The organism is Paenibacillus sp. 01T424 (genome assembly GCF_056398745.1).
The window spans coordinates 62604-80440 of the sequence record NZ_JBFTPZ010000032.1 but is presented as its reverse complement, the minus strand read 5'-3'; the positions used below and the strand labels follow the sequence as shown (position 1 = coordinate 80440).

The 17837-nt window shown below is 45.5% G+C and carries 12 protein-coding genes; all 12 read right to left on the bottom strand.

The features are described from left to right. Nucleotides 1-190 precede the first annotated feature (190 nt). The gene (locus tag AC1DPK_RS22875; RefSeq protein ID WP_477511743.1) at nucleotides 191-2740 is read right to left on the bottom strand and encodes a beta-mannosidase; all 2550 of its coding nucleotides are present in this window, start codon (nucleotides 2738-2740) and stop codon (nucleotides 191-193) included. A gap of 37 nt (nucleotides 2741-2777) precedes the next feature. Continuing rightward, nucleotides 2778-4256, bottom strand: coding sequence for a glycosyl hydrolase (locus AC1DPK_RS22870; RefSeq protein WP_477511742.1), 1479 nt, complete (start codon nucleotides 4254-4256; stop codon nucleotides 2778-2780). Continuing rightward, nucleotides 4253-5353 (bottom strand): SGNH/GDSL hydrolase family protein, encoded by a 1101-nt coding sequence (locus AC1DPK_RS22865; protein WP_477511741.1) that lies wholly within the window; start codon nucleotides 5351-5353, stop codon nucleotides 4253-4255. The genes AC1DPK_RS22870 and AC1DPK_RS22865 overlap by 4 nt, the downstream gene beginning before the upstream one ends. Nucleotides 5354-5408: 55 nt before the next feature. Further along, nucleotides 5409-6443: a glycosyl hydrolase gene (locus AC1DPK_RS22860; protein WP_477511740.1), complete on the bottom strand. Its 1035-nt coding sequence runs from the start codon at nucleotides 6441-6443 to the stop codon at nucleotides 5409-5411. A 61-nt stretch (nucleotides 6444-6504) separates the two neighbouring features. Continuing rightward, entirely contained in the window at nucleotides 6505-7509 is a 1005-nt protein-coding gene (locus AC1DPK_RS22855; protein ID WP_441881620.1) for a carbohydrate ABC transporter permease, read from the bottom strand. Nucleotides 7510-7535: 26 nt separating this feature from the next. Next, nucleotides 7536-8435 (bottom strand): carbohydrate ABC transporter permease, encoded by a 900-nt coding sequence (locus AC1DPK_RS22850; RefSeq protein ID WP_441881623.1) that lies wholly within the window; start codon nucleotides 8433-8435, stop codon nucleotides 7536-7538. Further along, nucleotides 8435-11011: a DUF5696 domain-containing protein gene (locus tag AC1DPK_RS22845; RefSeq protein WP_477511739.1), complete on the bottom strand. Its 2577-nt coding sequence runs from the start codon at nucleotides 11009-11011 to the stop codon at nucleotides 8435-8437. The genes AC1DPK_RS22850 and AC1DPK_RS22845 overlap by 1 nt, the downstream gene beginning before the upstream one ends. A gap of 14 nt (nucleotides 11012-11025) precedes the next feature. After that, the gene (locus AC1DPK_RS22840) at nucleotides 11026-11646 is read right to left on the bottom strand and encodes a Yip1 family protein (protein WP_076266690.1); all 621 of its coding nucleotides are present in this window, start codon (nucleotides 11644-11646) and stop codon (nucleotides 11026-11028) included. Beyond that, the gene (locus AC1DPK_RS22835) at nucleotides 11643-13142 is read right to left on the bottom strand and encodes an NHL repeat-containing protein (protein WP_441881629.1); all 1500 of its coding nucleotides are present in this window, start codon (nucleotides 13140-13142) and stop codon (nucleotides 11643-11645) included. The genes AC1DPK_RS22840 and AC1DPK_RS22835 overlap by 4 nt, the downstream gene beginning before the upstream one ends. A 9-nt stretch (nucleotides 13143-13151) precedes the next feature. Next, the gene (locus AC1DPK_RS22830) at nucleotides 13152-14018 is read right to left on the bottom strand and encodes a carbohydrate ABC transporter permease (RefSeq protein WP_076266688.1); all 867 of its coding nucleotides are present in this window, start codon (nucleotides 14016-14018) and stop codon (nucleotides 13152-13154) included. Nucleotides 14019-14022: 4 nt separating this feature from the next. Beyond that, nucleotides 14023-14946: a carbohydrate ABC transporter permease gene (locus tag AC1DPK_RS22825; protein WP_441881632.1), complete on the bottom strand. Its 924-nt coding sequence runs from the start codon at nucleotides 14944-14946 to the stop codon at nucleotides 14023-14025. Continuing rightward, nucleotides 14946-17810, bottom strand: coding sequence for an extracellular solute-binding protein (locus tag AC1DPK_RS22820; protein ID WP_441881795.1), 2865 nt, complete (start codon nucleotides 17808-17810; stop codon nucleotides 14946-14948). The genes AC1DPK_RS22825 and AC1DPK_RS22820 overlap by 1 nt, the downstream gene beginning before the upstream one ends. Between the last annotated feature and the right edge of the window lie 27 nt (nucleotides 17811-17837).

Here is a 17837-nt window from a genome sequence, read left to right as displayed (position 1 = left end):
CGGACTAAGTGCAAATGAGAGTTGAGGCTGGAACATGATATTCACCCTTCCGACGTGATACTGAAAGTATACAAGAAAAAAGGCACAGCGCCCTCAAAATATTGAGGGTCTGTGCCTTTATATCTAACGGACTTTTTCAGTGGCCTCCCCTTATAGGCGCCTCCTTTTTATTTGTTTTTTTCACTTCGTTTTATTTTTCCTCAGCCAAAAAATCGATCATTGAACGAGCTTGTACCTTGCCCGCTGCAGCTGGCTTACTTGCTGCTTCTCCACTTTCGCGCAAGCGGAACTCTACGATTTTAGCTACACCTGGTACTAAATCAAAGAAATTGTCCGTGAACATGCCCTCGTGCTCTGCGGTAATCCATACCTGCTTAGCAAGCACATCCGTTTCCAGCGCGAACGACGTACCGTTGCTGCCTTCAACCTCTGAAATTCGAATAACCGCTGAAGCAAGCTTCTGTTCTTTCGCTTTCACGAAATAATGTTCCTTGCTGTCTATCAGCTTACCGCCTTGGGTCAGCTCTGCATACAATACAACACGGTTTGCTTTGCAGCCTGTCAGCCATTCCAGCTCGTTTATCGAGCTTACAATTGCTGCACTATTTCCTGCTATGGACACTTGAGTCGTTTCCTGCTTAATTAACACGCCTGCAAAATCGTATAGCGATAATTTGAGCTCGCCTTTCAACGATTCCAGCAAATCCGTTACCGCATGAATATGGATGACGCCGTCATCTGTCTTGTCAAAGGACAGCATTGTATCGGCGAAGCTTCTTTTCGCATAATACTGCATAGCTTTCCATTTCCCGTAATAATCCATGCCTGCCCAAGAAGCTACTGGCCAGCAATCATTCATTTGCCAGTATAACGTTCCCATGCAATATGGCATGTTGCGACGATGCGCCTCAATCGCCATCTTCATCGCTTCTGCTTGCAGCACCTGACTCATATAGAGGAAAGCAGGGAAGTCCTTAGGCTCGCTCATATAAATATCCATGTATTCTTTAATGAGACGGTTGCCGTCGCCATTCTTCTGATGCGCGCGCATTACCTTAGAATCCAGAGCCAAATCCTGCTCCGTTGCGAATTTCATCACCGTATCATACTCAGGGAATGACTGGAAGCCGTATTCACTCATAAAACGGCCGATTTTCAGGTTGTAGTTCTCAAATGGCTCAACTGCGTGCCATACTCCCCAGTAATGAACATCTCCCTCTGTAGATAGCGGATGCGCATGCTGGTTAATGTCCCCCGACAGCGATATAAGCGGTGAGGATGGCCAATATTGTGTTCCTGGCGCATAGGCTTCAACCGCATCAGGTAAAATGTCATGGAAAACCGCCTCGTAGTCCGCCCAAATGACAGCGCGCTGCTCCGATGTATATTCTTTTTTCCAGCCCCAGCCGCCCTTCTCATCAAATTGCGCCCAAGCTGAATCAATCTCGTTATTGCCGCACCACAATACGATGGAAGGATGATTGCGCAGCCGCTTCACATTCTCTTCTGCTTCCAAGCGAACATTTTCTAGAAAGGCCTCATCGCCAGGATACATGCTGCATGCGAACATAAAGTCCTGCCACACCAAGATGCCGTACTCATCACAAAGCTCATAGAACACCGACTGCTCATATATACCGCCGCCCCATACACGAAGCATGTTCATATTCGATTCCGCAGCAGAAACAATTTCATGTCTATATCGCTCATCTGTTACTTCTGTAATGAAGCTGTCATTAGGGATATGGTTTGCACCTTTCGCAAACACAGGAACGCCGTTAAGCTCAAAATAAAACGAGGCTCCTACCTCATCCTTGTCTCGCACCAATCGAATGGAGCGAAGACCAGTACGAACGGACTTTGCAGCTATCAACTCTTCATCCTTGCAAAGCTCTGCTGTAAATGTATATAAATGAGCATCGCCAAGTCCTCTGCTCCACCAAAGCTTTGGATTCTCGATATCAACAGGCAGTTGAATCACATTGATCCCTTGCTTTAAGTGCGCAGCCTGCTCCCAAGTTTGTCCCCCAGCACTTAACTTCACCAAGCCGTTCCATTCATGCTCCGACTCAATTTCCACATCTACCGTTAAGCTAGCTTTCGAAGCATTTACCTGATCCTGCTTCACATATACATCCGTAATTTTACTGTCGGACCAGCCCTCTAGTCTAGCTTCACGCCAAATACCGCTCGTAACGAATCGTGGACCCCAGTCCCAGCCATAATGATAAGGCGCTTTTCTTGCAAAAATACTTATCTTCTGAGCACCCAGTCCGCCAAGCTCTGATTGATCATTACTAGCTGGTAGATTATAGCCAAGCTTCTCGATCTTCGGCAAATCCTCTTGCACAGGGGAGCGGAATTTAATCAACAATACATTATCTTTGGCATTCACCATAGACGCTACATTTGCTTTCCATGTTCTGAACATATTGTCTGCTGACAATACATGATGGCCATTTACATAAACGTCTGCATACGTATCTAACCCATCGAATACGAGTTCAATAGTTGAAGCATTAAACAATTGATCATTTACGTCGAAATGAGTCTCGTATTCCCAATCTATTTTGTCAATCCATTGCAAATCATGTTCATTTGTTTTATAGAAAGGATCTTTGATGATGCCATTGCGCAGCAAATCCGTATGAACGCAGCCAGGCACGATGGCTTCCATCCATTCTTGCTCCTGACAAGCTTTGAATTTCCAATTACTTAGCACTAGTTGTGTTTCTCTCATTTTGTCCTCCTAAGAATATGTGTCTTCCTATCGCTTGTCATTCTTCTTTATCTACAGCTTTTTTCATGCTAAACAAGTCTGGAAGTTCATCCAGTGTCGTCACATTTGAATGATTGTAGATTTTTTTCAAAATCTCTTGGCTGTTATGTTTTCCATCGTTTAAATAATCGCCTTCCCAGGTGACAAACCAGCTCCAATTCGCACCATACGCTTTCATTAAGTCCGGATCAGGAATGGAACCATTTTCGGTCATTGCAACAAGTTTTTTATTGCTTACTAGAGCGACGAGATTATCAAAATAATTAATGGCGGGAGAATGATCTCCAGGGGCTGGATAACTATCTACACTAACGATATCCACTACGTCATCTCCTGGATACCATTCGGGCTGGACCGAATTCCAGATCCATATAAGATTGTTTAATTCATGCTTATTGGCCAGTCGATCGTATACTATTCGGTAAAGCTGCTTTGCCGGTTCAGGACCCTTTGCTCCCCACCAGAACCACCCGCCTTCCGCTTCATGAAGCGGTCTAAATAACACGGGCACATGGGCATCCTTTAATCTTTGAAGCTGCACGGCAATCGTATCGATATCAGCTAGCAGCAGCTTGTACTCCTCCGATTCAGTGTCACTCAAAGCTTTCTCCAAATCAAAGGTTACCGAATCAGCATAAAACCCCCGCCACCATTCTTTTCCCGGCTCGTCAATTATGCCGRTGGGAGCGTTCCAATGCCATAAGAAGGTTGTAATGCCGCCTTGCTTATGCCAGCCAATTGCTTTTTCCACTTCATACGAGATAGCTCCGTGCTCTGCTCTTGTTTTGGAATAATCGATTAAATCAAACCCGACCATCGCTGGTTCTTTACCGGTAATCTTCTCAATCCAAGAAACATTATCCAGTCCGGTTTGACCCGACAACATCGACTCGCCATAGTTTTCCACCAAATAATTCATTAGTTTTTTGGCTTCTGCAGAAGCATTCCCATTCACTAATTCACCAGAAACCTGATGTTTCGTTTCAGGCTGCGTCTTTTGCAGCTTAATATAGTCGATATCGTAATAACCCCAGCCTCGAGTCAGGCTAATCGTATTCGTGCCCTCTTGTAAAAGCAGCTTCCCTGCCTTGAGCTCCGTAAATTGATCATTTGGCTGTAAAACCAAATCGCCGTGGGGCTCATTATTCAATGAAATGCCAGCTACTTTATTGCCATTTGGCGCCCGGTAGCTGACCCAAACATTGTATAATATTGCCTTTGGAGCAACAACCTCAAACGATAACTGGTCCTGCTCATCCGTAAAATCAGTAACGAAGCCTGAGCCAGAGAAGCCCTCCGCTTCTTTGGAAACCATAGTACCTTGAAGCAGCCCGGACTCCGCTTCGTATTTCAAAAATGGTTCTACCTTGTTTGAGCTTGGCAGAACAGCCAATATAACGACTAAAGCGGCGCCTAGAAGCGCTAAGCTGACAGCCAACGCACTAATGACAACTCGCCTGCTCCTAAGGGCGGTCACCTGATAATCCCCACTTTCGCGAGACGGAAATTAGTGCCTGTGCATTCTGGTCGATTGCCATGAATGACTTCAAGCTCGAAGCGGTGACGGCCGCTCACCCAATCATCTCCGAAACAGCTTAAGCGATACCACCCATCATCCTRGACCCATGATGGCCTCTCCCGCTCCATCACTTGCCACTCCCCATCATCTATTCGGTATCGAAACTCAGCTGAGCTTCTCCCGAAGTCAAAGCCAAGAACGAGTCCTCTTCCCTCGAAGGAGAAGGACAACTCTGCTCCAATGGCCGATGTCTCGAGCACTTGATCGATCCACTCCAGGTGAGGCCATCTCCTTATGGCCCAAGAACCTCTCGTATGAATGTGATGAAAAGATAAGTCGAATACATCATCCCAGCATTGTGTATCCAGCGGCTTTGGTATCAAGTATGAAACCTGATCAGCCTCCACCGCGTGATCCGCGTACGGTAATTCCTTCTGGAGATAAGCAATTACGCTTTGCCCATAGCTCAAGCTTCCTCTGCTTGTCGGATGAAGACCATCTGGCAGCCATTCTTCAAAGCGCAGCTTGCCTTTCTTGACTTCCTCAAAAGCATACAAACCCATCCATACCGAGCTAAGATCATAATGCTCTGCTATCCGCTCAAATTCATTAATCGTATCCGGTACCAAGCCCTGTGTAATAGCGCTGTACATATTTTGCGAATACGTGTATACGATGACGATATCGCGCTGGCCATCAGCGAGCAATTGCCTTATTAATCCTTCGCGCGAGCGATTGCGCTTCAAGGTTGGCTCGCCTTCATCATTAACTGCATATTCAATAAAAACCAAATCGCAATTCGTATCGATTAAATCGCGTTTGGCGCGGAAAGCAGCTAAATCGCTGCCCGTTGCTCCAATCGCTGCATTTTCAACCGCGATACGCAGTTCCGGGTATTGCTCCGTGAACCAGGCAATGACTGCCTCCGGCCAGTTATGGCGCGGCCTTGCATCGGTAATCGAGCCTCCAATAAAGCCAACCGTCAAGCGTCCTTCTTGGATTCCGCGCCGCGTTCGATGCAGATTGCTTCGGTGATTCCAAATCGACAAAGTCATAAATGGCGTGCTCCTTGCACAAGTATTAGTCCTTGCGATGAATGGCATCCACCCGCTATTCTCGCAGCTGATAATTTTTCAAATCAGGCAGCTCATCCTTCGTTAACGAGAAAGGGTGATTATAAAATTTGATAAGCTGTTCCCTATCTGTAAACTTCTCGGCATATACACGGTGTCCATCCACAGTATTGTAGACAAAATTGCCATACCACGTGCAATTCCATGCCCAGAGTGCACGATCCTGCAGCATAAGATCTGGATCAGGAATCGGTCCATTTTCAGACAAAGCAATAATTTTGTTCATGCTTGTGTAAGCGAGTGCCTTCTCGAAACGATCAAGCTGCGACTCGTAATTTTGCTCAGGAGGATAAATATCTTCTCCAATAATATCGACGTACTCATCGCCCGGATACCAATCCGCATGCTGTCCATTCCATACCCAAATCAAATGGTTCAACTTATGCACGTTCGTCATTCGGTCATACATCAGCTTCCACAATTGAACGCAGGGCTCAGCCCCTTTGCTGCCCCACCAGAACCAGCCTCCCGAAGCCTCGTGCAGTGGTCTCCATAATACAGGCACCCCTGCATCCTGCAGCCGTTTCAGCTCGGAGGAAATCGCATCAATATTTCTGATCAGCAGCTTATAATCCTCTGACTCTTGATCACTCAACGCCTTCTGCACATCAAACGTCGTTGCTTTTGTATAGAAGCCGCTGCCCCACGTTCGGTCAGGGGCCAAATCAATTAAATCCTTAGGCGCATTCCAATGCCAGCAAAAAGTTACGATGCCGCCGCTTTGCCACCAATCAATCGCAATATCCGTATCGGAGCATGTGGCCCCGCGCTCTGTGCGCGAGGGTGAATAATTCATGAAATCAAAGCCATAAACAGCTGGGTATTTCCCAGTCACTTCATGCAATATTTCAAGCTCAGGTGTTGATACTACACCGATTTGCTGACCGGTCAATATGCGAGTTCCATAAATGTCGCATAAATAGGTCATCAGCCTTTTCGCCTGATCGTCTGCATTCGGGTTTATGAGCTTAGGTTCCACTATGAAACGGGATTGCTGCTTCACATTCAACATTTATGGTTTCTCTCCTTCTTTGACATTTCTTTTTGTATATCCTTACTTAACCTACTGCCTGCTACCCGATAATACCGCTCCGCTCCACACTTTCAACGAAATAACGCTGAACGACTAAGTACAAAATGATTAGCGGTATGATAGCAAGCAAAATACCCGTATCAATAATCATTGCCACATGGTTCGGATCAGCCTTAACGTTACCGCCTCCGGCCGCTACCCCCAGCAAACCTGGAAGCAACGCATTGGCTTGAGCTGACAATGTCGAAATCTTAATCGGCATAAGTGCGGATTCACTCATGAACAGCGAAGTGAAAAAGGTATCGTTATACTGCCAAACAAAGCAGAACAGCACAACAGTAATGATTGGCGGAATGGCGTTCGGCAGCATGATTTTCAAAAATGTTTTCACTCCGCCAGCGCCATCAATCAATGCTGCTTCCTCTATCTCTTTAGGCATTCCTTTAAAAAACTGGCGGAAAATATAAATGAACAGGCCCGCTTTTAATCCGATTGCCGTCGCAGACGTTATAATAGAAGGCCAATACGTATTGAGCAGATTAACGCCTTCCTTACCCGTCACGAGATGAATGACTCCGAGTATGTCAAAGCTTCTAAAATGAAGATACATCGGAACCATCAACGTGCTTGTCGGAACTAGAATCGTTAATATGACCAGAGCGAACAGCACATTGCTGCCTGGGAAGTTAAAACGGGCGAAGCCGTACCCAGCAAGCGCGCAGGAAGCTGTCGTTAGTAGCGTAGTCACAATAACAAAGACAAGCGTATTCCCTAGGAGAGGAAAGTAGTGTAAAATATCCATCGCCATTTTGATGTTGTCGAGCGTAAAGTGGACAGGCACCATATAAATCGTCGGATTGTAAATATCGACTTTGTCTTTGAAAGCAACAGAAAACTTCATAAGCAGCGGATAAATGATGATGTACGAGATGCCAATAACAAGCGCGTAACGAAAAATGGCGTACAACGTATCGATCGTCTTATTTTTCATTTTCTGCAGCCGATATTTATTGTCCTCGTTGCGAACAGCCTGTGAAGCCTCCATATGCAGCTTCCTCCTTTGTTAATCACTCAGTTGTAATGTACTTTTCTCGATAGCAGCACTCCGATAATGACCAAAACAACGCTTATAATCAACGTGTAAACCCAAGACATCGCTGCGCTTAGCCCAAAGTTTTGCGTGGTGAATGCCGTCGAGAAAATCATATCCGTAACTGCGCTGCCCGAGAATGAATCAATAATCGTATAGATGACATTGGTCAAAATGAGCGGGCTAACTAATGGAAATGTGATTTTCCAGAACGATTCATAGGCTGTAGCGCCTTCCATCTTAGCCACCTCATACATGGCACCTGGAACGGACTGCAAAGCAGCTAGAAAAATAAGAATTTGCACGCCAGAGCTTGTAATAATCTCATAGATTCTAGTAATCGCCTGAACGATGTAGTCTACGAACGATAGCGGCAATCCTATTTCACTAAGTATCATGACCATTGACATAATATTATAGGTGGAAGAAGCTTCACCCATTTCACTTACGACCGATGAATCGCCTACTAGATTAATAAGCCCCGCTGTTTCTGCAGCTGAAATCGCATTGGAAGCGAGTATGACAGGCAGGAAAAATATCGCTCTCGCGAGTATTCTGCCACGAAACTTCTGATTAAGCAGCGTAGCAGAGAAAAGGCTGAAAAATAATATCATCGGTACATTCAAAACCATTTCAGAAACGGATTGGGTCAAAATCCGATTGAAGGTAGCATCCACGAACAACGCTTCTTTAAAATTCGCCCAACCAACCGATTCCAATATAAACCCAGTCGGTTCCACCGTTAGCTTGCTGAAGCTGAATTTAATAGATTGGATAAGCGGTGTCGCAAACATAAATATGAAGCCCAGCAGCCATGGGAATATAAATGCTACGCCTAGAAGTGAGCGCTTGTGCCGCAAAGCTAACTTATAACCATTCATTAACGCTCACCTCCTACCCAATAGTTTTGAGCTTCAACTTTGTTTCCGTTAATGCTGACTTGATTATCTGTGTAATTGACAATAATCGATTTTCCATTGCTGTATTGCATCTCTACGACACCGTCTTGGTGGCGGATATGCTTCACCATTTGAGCATTTCTCACACCGGAGAGCACATCGTTTGCTTCCTTATACATCGACAGCGCTTGATCATACCAGTCTTTGTAATGGGTAGAGAACAGCTTGTCAAAATGAGTGAATTTCAGTTTAGACGATGGTTCATAGCTCCATGAAAAATGCGGCGCTGAGCCAAGCTCTACCGAACGAAGCAGCTGCTGCTGAATATCCTGCTCATCCTCTAAGTTAATCGCACCGCCGGCATAATCGACATATCCATGAATAACCATTTGATAAAATGGAACTTCCTCATCCGTTAGCACGAAGCCGCTGGATGACGTTGGCACATTTATAAGATGATCTGCGAATGGCCATACATAAGCATTTCCACCCGTAAGCATCGTTTGATCGACGCGCTCATCCACCTTGCTCAGCTCATCCTCAACGATTTTTTTAGCCGTTTCGCGTTGAATGACTCCGCTCGTACGGAAGTCCGAGCTCAGCACGCTGCCAAGGTCCCGCAGCGATATTCCCCTCATGCCAAGCGAATCATACTTCTTCATAAACGTATCAACGAAGTAGGGAAGCTTTGCCGGTGACAACAAATAATACGAGCCTAATAGCATATCCATTCGATTAAGCGCTCGGTTATAAGGATAAAGCTCTGCTTCCTCCCGTGTAACGAACCGCGATGCATCAGAGGATGGAACAAAACCTCCATCATCATGATAAATTTGCTGAAAGGCTACATCTGGGAACAACATCCCGCCGGATTGCTCCAGCTGATTCGCTAGCTTAATGAAGCTAGACTTGCTTCCGAGCTCGCTGTCCACTTTCAGCTTTACTGGTGTCTGATGATTGACGCCGTTGCCGAACCAGCCCGTGTAACGCATGAGCAATCGATCAATCCCATCCGACTTCAGTTGTCCAGCCATTTGTGAGGCTTGCTCAAAGGATGTCATGGAAACGACGGAGCTGTACGGTACACCAAGGAATGATTTCCGCTTGTCGACCGTTCCTAGAATATCCAAATAAAATGGAAGCTTTTCATCATCTTTTAATGGCTGAAGCTTGTTTTCAGCTACAAGCCTGTCACGATAAAGCTCCGCCATTCCTGAATAGCTCGCCTTATCGCCAAAGAGAAAGCTGTATCGAATTTGAATGTCGCCTTTATAAATCTCTTCACTCAACAGCTGGATTTCTTGAATCTTTGAGCCTGTGTAAAGCTCAAGCTCATCCTCTCCACGCAATGAGTAGCTGCTGTGAATATAATTGTAGGAATTTTTTTTACCGCTGATATCAGCAGCGATGCTGGCAACAGCATCACCTTCTTCAATCACCGCAAACCATGCTGCGCTTCCAGCCTTCATCCCAAATACCGGCATTCTAGCACTCTCGCTTACTTGACCGCGGCGGTAGCTGTTATCGTTCGGATCAAGGCCATATACTCTTTGTACGTATTGCTCTTCCTTTACCTTGCCGTTGTTTAGATGGATCAAGCTTCCGGTTCCATCCGGCACGAACATATATCCTTCGTTTTCCTTATCTGCAGCGCCAAAGAAATTAAGCATCTCGATGCTGCGAATTTGATAGCCTCCGCTTTCTTTGACCTGATTGACTGGAACGGATGCAACCAGTGAACCGCCATCAATGCGGTATTCCAAAGGAATAACGAAGTTTGGTTTGCTCGATTCGCCGCCGCCTGCAACGCCATTTTCCTCATTGTCGAAAGCAAGATCCTCATCGGAATAACCAGCCTTGACGAATGCCGCCGTCATTTTGCTCAATACAAGCGGCTTGGAAACCTGCGCATCTAGTCTCTCTAATACTTCCTTATTGTCCGCTTTCGGATAATAGCGCAATCCCACATATTTGGCCGTTGGCGCATCCAGCTTGGAGAGCACCTTCTCTTCCAATCGCACTTTGCTTATATACCTTGGCAAGGCATCCACGCCGATAGACGTATCGCCAATCGTATAAGTGATACGAATGCCGTTCTCAATGCTCTCAGCTGTAAACTGCTTATTTGCGATACTTTCCGTGAAGTTGGTGAATGTATCCAGCGTACCGATTGAATCCCGGAACAGTACCGTCAACTGAGAAGACAATATTTCCTTCTCGAAGCCCGATGCGATAGCATCCTCACTCCGATTGGGCGGATTGCTGTACCAGATTTGGCCTTGCAGTTTATCCCTCACAGCGACCTCTGTCGTTTCGGCGCTGTAGTATAACGATAATTCGGAATTGTCCGCTACAAGCTGCATGCCTGGCACACCTTTTGAAGAATCAGGCATTGCCTTAATTGCGGCTCCAGCTTCCAGCTCAGTTGTCATTTTCATATAAGCGGCTGCTTTAACGGCTTTAGCTCCACGACTGGTGAATAGCAATACGGAGCAGACCAAGATACAAATTGCTGCGGTACAGGCCAGCACCGCAACCAGCTTTTTACGATTTTTCACGGGTGCGGCCTCCTTTACGTACGGAAAATGATTTCACGATAAATATTGATAATAAAATCGATAATTTGCTGCATCATACTCAGCACGAGCGTCCCAAGAAATACGATAATGCCCATTACGATTACCGTCAGCAGCATCGTAATAATCGTTTTAAACGCCGTATATTGATGCACCGTCATCGTACCGACAAATAGAAGCGCTAGAAACCAAATGGTGGATATAGACATGACTAAATAATAAAAAGCTGTTTCTTCCTGTACCATAAACCGGCTCGCAATGGTCATGGGAACATAAAGAATGACCATAGGAACAAGCGCATAACCTGTCGCCATAACAATTTCTTTGAATTTACCTTCGCCATCCATTAAGGTTGTAATCGCCCAATTGGATATACACCAAAGGAAGAAAGGAAATACAATCGTAACGAGCTGAGTCAGGCTGTTCAAATGACGTGGATCATTATAGTTCACCAGAAAACCTGCAAACTGATTTTGTAAAATAACAGAAACGATGACAAGCAGCAAAATAGCTAATGCGACCTTTACTTTTCCTTTGCCGTCATACTTCATATCCCAGAAGCCGTCAAAAGGATGAACGATTAAATGCAGCGGAAACTTGATGAAATCCTGTTTCATAGCGATCTGCCCTCCTTAGCGGTTTGCGATGCAAAGTCTGACATCGTAAGCTTCCTCTTTTTCATACGAGAGCTTACCAGCTTGAACGCAAGCCATGCAGCTGCTAGGACGATCAGCATTGTTAGAAAGGTTCCTGAATGTTCCTTCATTACTTCCCTGCGGTACCTTTTGTAAGCTACGGAATAACTATCGCGGTCCATGCCCAGCTTAAAATACTCAAGTGCTTCCCCGTTCTTCCGCTCCATCAGCAACGATTTGCCAATGCCTATATACGCAATATCGTAGTTGCTGTTTAACCGAAGCACTTCTTGCCAAACCGGTACCGCCAGCTTATCCTCACCGGTGTAATGCAGCTTCACAGCCTCGTTTACGCTGGCACCAAACTTCGTTGGCTCAAATACGACGATATTGCTTTTCCCACGATCAAGCACTAGTTGTTTTTCACCCAAATGCTCGACGGCAACCGGTATTTTAAACGTACCGATCTGATTCCCCTTACCGCCATACACATAGAGCAAATCGCCTTCATCATTGTAGGTAAATACTTTGCCTTGATTTCCGTCGAGCACGCTGTACATTCCGTTTTCGAGTACCTTCACATCAATCAGCTTGGAAGGACCCACAGCGCGCCTGAACAAAATATCCCCTAACACATCGAAGTATCCGAAGCGCTTCAGCACATCCTCACCTGATGGATTAAGTCTTTTTACTGGTTCCTTGGAGTCAGGATCGATGTTCGTTGCATATACAAATCCTTTGGCATCGATATCGATATTCGAAAACTCGGTTGGAATAAACAGCACCATTTGCGCTTTCTGTGCTTTGGTTGAAAGCAAGCGCCATATGACTTCCGTATAGTCCCGCTGCACTTTGTTTGTCCCTACATATCCGATAAACTGGCCTTTCTCATCAAACTGCATGATGCCTTCGTAGATGCCTTGCGCTACGACATAAACCCGTTTGGCTTTATCTACCGTTACCTTTAACGGAATAAATTTAAAATCACTTGCCAAAACATCAGATTTGGGCTGCTCGATTGTTCGAAGCAATTCACCGTCGCTCGATAACACGACAACTCGCCCGTTGTCCGTATCCGCAACATAAAGCTGCTCCTCCTCATCAACGAATAATCCCGACGGATTTTTAAACCCGATCTTTTCTCCGTCCTTTTCGTACTCGTTAATGATGTTTTTCACTTTCCACTGATCATCTAAAATAACGATTCGGCCATTGCCGCTGTCCACAATGTATATTAGCCCGCTTGCAGACACGACCATATCCTTTGGCTCTAAAAAGTCACCGATGCCGATATCAGCTCCGGATATGGAGAGTTTGGGTACATAAGCCGCCGGTGCTGGAACTGCTTCTTCCCAATAGTTATAGTTGTAGCTCTCATATGGCGTCGACGCTGCAGCCGCCGGTGCAGGCGCTGCGGTAATAAACAATAGGGAAGCCGCCGCGATGACGAGAAACCATTTTTTCGCTGACAAGTGCATTCCCCCCTTTTAATCTTTCATTCCAGAAGTCGCCATCGTTTCAATAATTCGGCTTTGCGAGAAAACGAACAGCGTAATCGGAACGCTCATCAGAATGAGTGCTACTGCTGCCGCTGCTCCTGCGCGAGCAATACCGCCTGCCACAACTTGATTCGCTGCAAAATGCAGCGATTTAAGCTGTTCGCTGTAAATGAAGCCATTCCCATCGCTGCCCCAAAGAATTTGGAAAAGCAAAATAATTAGCGTTAGCCATGCCGGTTTTACATTGGGCATTACGATGGTCCAGAAAATTCGATATTCGCTTGCTCCATCAATTTTTGCCGCCTCTAACAGCACATCAGGAATTTGCTCCATAAATTGCTTCATTAGATAGAGACCAAGCGAATAAGCAAAAGCTGGAATGATGACTGCCCAATACGTGTCGATCAAGCCTAACCATGACATGATCATATAGTTTGGAATAGCTGTTACGGCTGGCGTAAACATCAAGGATAAAACGACAATGCTGAACATGAAGCTTTTACCTGGAAACTTATGCTTGGCTAGCGGATAAGCAGCTGCCGACGCTAACAGTACATGTCCAATGATTCCCATGCCGGTAATGAAAACCGTGTTGAAAATATATCTTGAAAAAGGAACCCATGAATTGCCTAACAATGCGAATAAATCGATAAAGTTGTTCATGGTCGGGTTTCGAACAAATAATGTCGGAGGAAACATAAATATTTCATCCAACGGTTTAAAGGCATTATTGATCGCATAGATTAGCGGCACGATCATGAACGCACCGAACGCCGTAAGCAAAACAAAAAGCGAGAAGCTGCCCCAAAACGATCGATTTACCCGTTTCCTCGGGATTCGAAAGGAGAAGTTCATGAACTTATTCACCTACCCTGCGAAGAAGTTTTTGAACGATGAGATTCGATCCCACCATAATCATGAATAACACAGAAGCAATGGCAGAAGCGTAACCCATCTCAAAACGGGTAGTACCGAAATCGATTAAGTGAGTAACTATCGTCTCAGCTGCATAGTTGACGCTAGGGAATCCTGCGAGAGCGATCGAAACATCAGCCACTGCAAATGCCGTCGTAATCTGAATGACTGCCCCGAACATCAGCTGCGGCCGCATCGAAGGCAATGTAATGAACCAAAGCTCCTGCCAGCGATTCTTCACGCCATCGACTGCGCCAGCCTCATATAATGTTCGGTCAACGGTTTGCAAACCTGCAATAAAAGCAAGAAAACCCGTTCCAAGACTAAGCCAAAGCTGAACAAGAATGATGATCGGCAAAATGTATTCCTCTTTTTTCAACCATTGAAGCGGCTCCAAGATGATGCCCAGCTTCAATAAAAAACCGTTGGCGATTCCATAACGATCGCCAGAGAAAATCATCAGCCATATAAAATACACGTTTCCGGATATCGATGGCGCATAAAATACGAGAGTCATTATCGCTCTCAGCTTTGGAGACAGCTCATTAATAATCCATGCAAAAACAAAACATGCGATATAACTAATTGGTCCCGTTATTACAGCGAACAACAGCGTGTTCTTTACGGCAATGAGGAAAACATCATCATCTAGAAATAAGCGCGTATAATTCTGCCAGCCGACAAACTTTGGAAACTCCAGCATATTGAAGTACGTAAAGCTAAGCACCACCGAAACCAAAACCGGCAGTACTGTAAACACGGCGAACAAAACCATGTAAGGCGCCAGCAATATGTAGGAGTGTTTGTTTGCTTTCACTTCCCGCAGCTTCAGGTTCCACCAATTTTGCACGCTTGACCCTCCCTCCATTATTGCGGCAACCCGAACTCTTTTCGTTTCGTCGTAATTTCATCCTGCATATATTGGACATAGTCCATAATCGATTCGCGCGCCTGCACTTGACCAACAACCGTCTTATAGAAAGCATTAAACAAATGTCGGCCTGTGAAATATCCGCCTGGCACTTCCGGCACCCCTTGTACCCATTCAAATTGCGCCTTCAAGTTTTCGTAATCGGCAACCGGCCATGGCAAGCTGTCGAGTGCCTTGATATTGGCAGTCGGATAACGGGCTGCTGCGCCCATCAAACCTTCCATTTCACGACCAAACACCGTTTGTGTCGCTTCGCTGGTCCACCATTTCATGAACTCCCATGATGCTTCCTTGTCCTTCGCCTTCTTCATCATTACGACAGCGCTGCCTCCGCTTGGCACCTCACGATTAATGGAGCCATCCTTCTGGATGGTTCCCGGAACAGGAGCGAAGCCCCACATGCCGCGAATTTCTGGCGCAAATACAGAAAGCTGGTTATAGGTTGTATAATCTGCAATGCCGATTGGCATCTGCCCCGTACGGAAGCGATTGGAGAAATCATATTCCCGTTCTAATTTATAGTCGGTATAAAACTCCGTCCATTGCTTAAATGTTTCGATGCCGATGCGTGAATCCAGATCGGATTCTTTGCCATCATTGCGGTATAGCTGTCCACCATTCTGAAATAATAGTGCCGCATACATCGAGTTTGGCGGTATGTTTTGCCCTTGAACAGCAGCTTGTGCCACAACGGGCAAACCGAATTGCATATGATTTTTACTTAGAACGGCTAGTAAATTAGAAACTTCATCCCAAGTTTGCGGAATTTCCAGACCCAGCTGATCAAGCACATCCTTACGGTAAAAGAGCATGTTGAACGTTTGTGTTTCCGGCAACGCATAAACCCCGCCATCATAGCTGTATGGAACAACTGCGCTTGGACGGAAACGTTCCCTCACCTCTTCGAAATCAGCAAACTGTGTCAAATCAGTTGAAGCGTTGCGCATCGCAAAGTTAACAGGCAAATCATTTTCAATCTGCATGGCGATGTCGGGACCTTGGCCCGCCAGCGTTGCAGGCAGCAGTGTTCCCATGTTTACCAGCTTCAAGTTGACATTAATGCCGGTAACGGATGTAAAGGTTTCGTCAATCATCGCCTTCATCGTGTTGGCTTGATCCCGTCCGCTTCCGATCCATACGGTAATCGACCTTTGGTCGGCGTCCTCAGAAATATTTCCGATCTGATTGTAATCCGTAAAGAAAGAAGAAATAAAAGTTGCAGATTGATGCTTAAGATTCGCAGCGAAACCCATCCCTTTTTTAGGGAATTTCTTATCTGGTGAAGCGACATACAGCGCATCGATCTCAAGCGGCTGCTGCCTTGCTTGCTGAACCCAAGTTCCTAGTCCCCCTGTGTTTGTCTTGTAGGCTCCAAGCCTTCTCGGAATGGTATCCGGCTTCTCAACCATCTCATCCAATTGCAGTGACATCGTCTTTAGAAGAGCCTCTTGGTCACTGGATTGTCCTGATAATTTGACGAGCTGTGAGGCAATGGTTTTAAGACGTTCACTTTCTTCTTCAAAAACGTTAAGTATGTTGGGAACTTTTTTCTCAATCTGATAATCACGGTATTCATCGGGCTTTGTTCCCGTAATCATCAATATTTTGCGATACATTTCATTCAAATTATAAAGACTGCTTTCAACCTCACGAATGAGCGGGGCAAACTCGCCTAAACTTACCTCAAGCCTGAGTGTATGCTTTCCTTTTTCCAGGCGGTATAAATAAGGAGACTTTCCACCCATCACATCAAGCCGATAGGAGCTCTTATAACGAAACGCAACCTTTTCCATTTCCTTAAAAGGAATTTCACCGTCAATGGTTAATGTACGAGTTGAATAAATGCCTCTAACGAAGTTTTGCTGCGTTTTAAAGGCAATTTGGTAAAGCCCCGTTTCAGGGACATCAATTTCCCATTCCATCCATTGACCAGGAAGACGCCAATTCAAGCCGCCAATCGTATTTATTTTTATTTTTGAAGAGCTGTAAGGATATACTGCAGCACTTGAACGCTCGCTTAGCGGATACAAGGTTGGTGAAGACTTTGCTGTGGAAGCCTCGCCTTCAATCGTAATCAATTGGCCGCTCGTCTCCTTCATACCATCTGCTTCATACTGCTTAAGCAACTGTTCATAGGTTAGTGGAGCAGGCTGTTGAAATAGTTTCAATTGTTTAACGACCATCGGTTCCCGTGTAGATTCAAGCGTAATCGTATGTTTGCCCTGCGAAAAATAAAATAAGAAAGGTTCATTCTCGTAACCATCGGAATCTTGAAATGTTTTCTCGCTCCATCTCGGCTTCTCCACTTGCTTTGGTCTGAGATCATTGCCTTGATTGTCCTGAACAACTTGAGCTGCTTGATTATCCCAAACACGGTCAAACTGCAGGAAAGCAGCTTCTCTGAACGGACGTTTTCCGTCAATGAATAAATCCCGTTCAATCGCTGAGCTTTTTCCTTCAATGGGATAATAGAGCAAAGAAAGATTATAAAGACCCGCATCAGTCACATCAAATGACCATTCCACTTTGCCCGATTCACCTGTTAACAAGGAAGATCCGTCCATGCCCTCGTAGTTGTTAAGCTTCTCGAACTCAGCACCCTCTACATGGCTGTAATTGATTGCTTCTAATACGATTTCCCGCTCTGGACGGGCAGCCGCCTCATATTGCGAGACATATTCATGATATTTTTGTTCATTATAAGCAGAGATCTTCGTCGATCCGGATTGAACGGACTCCTCCGTCAGCGCATTATCCGAACTGCCGACTGCATGCACCTTAGGCACTGACGGAAGTACCATTAAAACTGCCAAAACAAAAGGGACTAT